The organism is uncultured Actinomyces sp. (assembly GCF_963526355.1).
Taxonomy (GTDB): domain Bacteria; phylum Actinomycetota; class Actinomycetes; order Actinomycetales; family Actinomycetaceae; genus Actinomyces.
Genome location: NZ_CAUROW010000189.1, coordinates 1 through 2558, shown reverse-complemented (window position 1 = coordinate 2558; position 2558 = coordinate 1). Strand labels below are relative to the sequence as shown.

Below are 2558 nucleotides of genomic sequence, written 5' to 3'. Positions count from 1 at the left end.
TTCGCGTTCCATTCGCTCTCGCCGTGGCGGAGCAGTACGAGGGTGTAAGCCATGGGGCCATCCTGCCAGGATCACGAGCCCGACGCGAGGCCCTGGAGGTCCTAAGAAGCCGCGGCAATAGGTGCCCCGGCGCGTGTCACTTAGGTGTTCTGGTCGCGCTCCGGACGGGTCCCCACGCTTGCCGGACGATGGTCAGGACGCGCTTGATGGAGCCACTGCGACCTGGTCGAGAAGGGGTTGGAAAAGGTGACTGATGGGCCCACGCTCCGTCGCGCTGGGCCAGTACCGTTCAAGGACGCACTTTCTCCTCCAGTTTTCCTCTCCTGGACTGCGCTGCCCGCAGACCAGCGAGGCCCGAGCGTCGTCTCTCGCGGAAGAAGTACGTCCTCCCGATTACAAAAGGTACGTCTCCGATCCGGACGTCGAGCGGCAACGAAGGGCGCTCTGTACGACACACCTTCCCACGTGCCGCGCTCATAACGATAACCCGCGAGCAACAACCATATTCACCCATTCAAAACATAATGGCCCCGGCGGTGCACCGAAACGCACCACCAGAGCCATTGTGCGAGGTGGCAGTAAGCTCGAGGTTGACTCGATGCGTGGCGCCGACTCACATAAGCCCGCCGCGCCCGACCGGCCTCAGTTGCTGGGATTGACGTCGTAGTAGGCCTTGCGTACCTCAGCGGAGACGCGACCACGGTCAGAAACCTCCAGCCCCTGCGAACGGGCCCACTCACGAATCTTCTGAGTGTCGGAAGGACCGCTGGAACGACGACGACCGGAACTACGACGACCACCGGTGCGACGAGCCTTTCCGACCCATTCCTCAAGGGACTCACGAAGAGCGGCGGCATGCTCTTCGTTCAGGTCGATCTCATAGGTCACGCCATCAAGGGCGAAGGTGACGGTCTGGTTGGCCTCGGACCCGTCGACATCGTCGACGAGGATGACCTGAGTCTTCTGTGCCATGATTCCTCATTCTGATTGGGGAAGCGGGCCACACACGTATCCCGCTCGGACACCGTTAGATTAAACAATAGTTGCTTTCGATGCAACACAGCATTTTCGCCACCCGCATTACCGACCACAACCGGACATCACTAATCGAACCCCGCTCCACCATCGACACCCCCTGCCCTCCTCACACAAGGCCGAATACTGTGAAAGTACTGAAGTCCTCTATTGGAGATCTCCACGAGGCACGACCGGTCAAACCTCGGCCGACAGATCTGACCTCATGGAGAACTTGAGGTATCCGAAGATCATCCACATCGTGATACCACCTCTCCCAGAAGGTTCCCAGATGGTGGAACAGGATTCTCCCAGCCAGAAGAGACTGCCTACGAACGCCACAGGAAGACTCTTCAACCACAGGTCACGCCCTCAAAATCGGTAAAATTTCGGGGGACGCCCTTCCGACGCCCATCCGCTCAACGACGCGCATTCCTGCGATGCAGCCGCCACAGAAAGCAACATCCCTCAAGACCTTCACCACAGGAGGAGGGGTATGTGTCAGAAAACACATTGAACGACTGAGGACCCGAGGATACGAAAGCCCTGGGAGCCGTGGCCCCCAGGGCTGATCGAGCCGCCTGTGGGAATCGAACCCACGACCTATTCATTACGAGTGAATCGCTCTGCCGACTGAGCTAAGGCGGCACGCTGCCATAGGCAGCAGGGATAAAGGTACCGTTCCCGAACCTACTGCCGCAATTCCGGCGGAACACCATCAACCGTGTTTCTCAACACAGTCACCGATGCAGCCACCGATGTCCAGCGGGGCCGGCGGACCGTGAGCGCTCCCCTCTCCGGACCACCCCCAGCAATCACACCGGGTCAGTACGGACTCAGCATGCCTTGAGACGACCACACTTTGCATACACACGACCCACGTTACCGGCACCCAGCATCTCCCGATATTCTCCGCACGTCATTCAAGCATCCCTCCCGTAAGGATCCCCATGACCGAGCCCACCCCCTCATCCGCTCCTCGATCGTCGCACTCGGATTCGCCGCAAGCCTCCGCTGACATCCGTCAGGGAGATCATGTCCAAGACCGCGGCGACGCCGGCTACAACAAGTCGCTGAAGAACCGTCACCTCCAGATGATCGCTATCGGCGGCTCCATCGGCACCGGTCTTTTCATGGGCGCCGGCGGTCGTCTCAAAGAAGGCGGCGCCGGTCTGATGTTCGCCTACGCCATCTGCGGCATCTTCGCGTTTCTCATGGTGCGGGCCCTGGGCGAGCTCGCCATCCGTAGGCCCTCCTCCGGCGCATTCGTCTCCTATGCCCGCGAGTTCCTGGGGGAGAAAGGCGCCTATGTCACAGGATGGTTCTTCTTCCTGGACTGGTCGGTCACCGTCATGGCCGACATCACGGCAGTGGCCCTTTACCTCCACTACTGGAAGGCTCTGCAGGTTGTACCGCAGTGGCTCTTCGCGCTCATCGCACTCGTTCTGGTCTTCATTCTCAACATGCTCAACGTCAAGATGTTCGGGGAGGCCGAGTTCTGGTTCGCACTCATCAAGGTCGCCGCCATCGTGTCCTTCATGGTG

At 59.9% G+C, this 2558-nt stretch carries 2 protein-coding genes and 1 tRNA gene; 1 reads left to right on the top strand and 2 read right to left on the bottom strand.

What is annotated here, in order from left to right; genetic code table 11:
* Positions 1-642: 642 nt before the first annotated feature.
* Together RWR81_RS13630 and RWR81_RS13625 are read right to left on the bottom strand one after the other, a co-directional pair.
* A complete protein-coding gene (locus RWR81_RS13630) occupies positions 643-972 on the bottom strand; it encodes an Lsr2 family protein (RefSeq protein WP_314458239.1) in 330 nt (109 codons plus the stop codon).
* 617 nt (positions 973-1589) lie between these two features.
* A tRNA-Thr gene (locus tag RWR81_RS13625) sits at positions 1590-1662 on the bottom strand.
* Positions 1663-1964: 302 nt separating this feature from the next.
* Here RWR81_RS13625 and RWR81_RS13620 point away from each other — a divergent pair.
* Positions 1965-2558: amino acid permease (locus RWR81_RS13620; RefSeq protein WP_314458238.1), on the top strand; the 594-nt coding region annotated here is incomplete at its 3' end.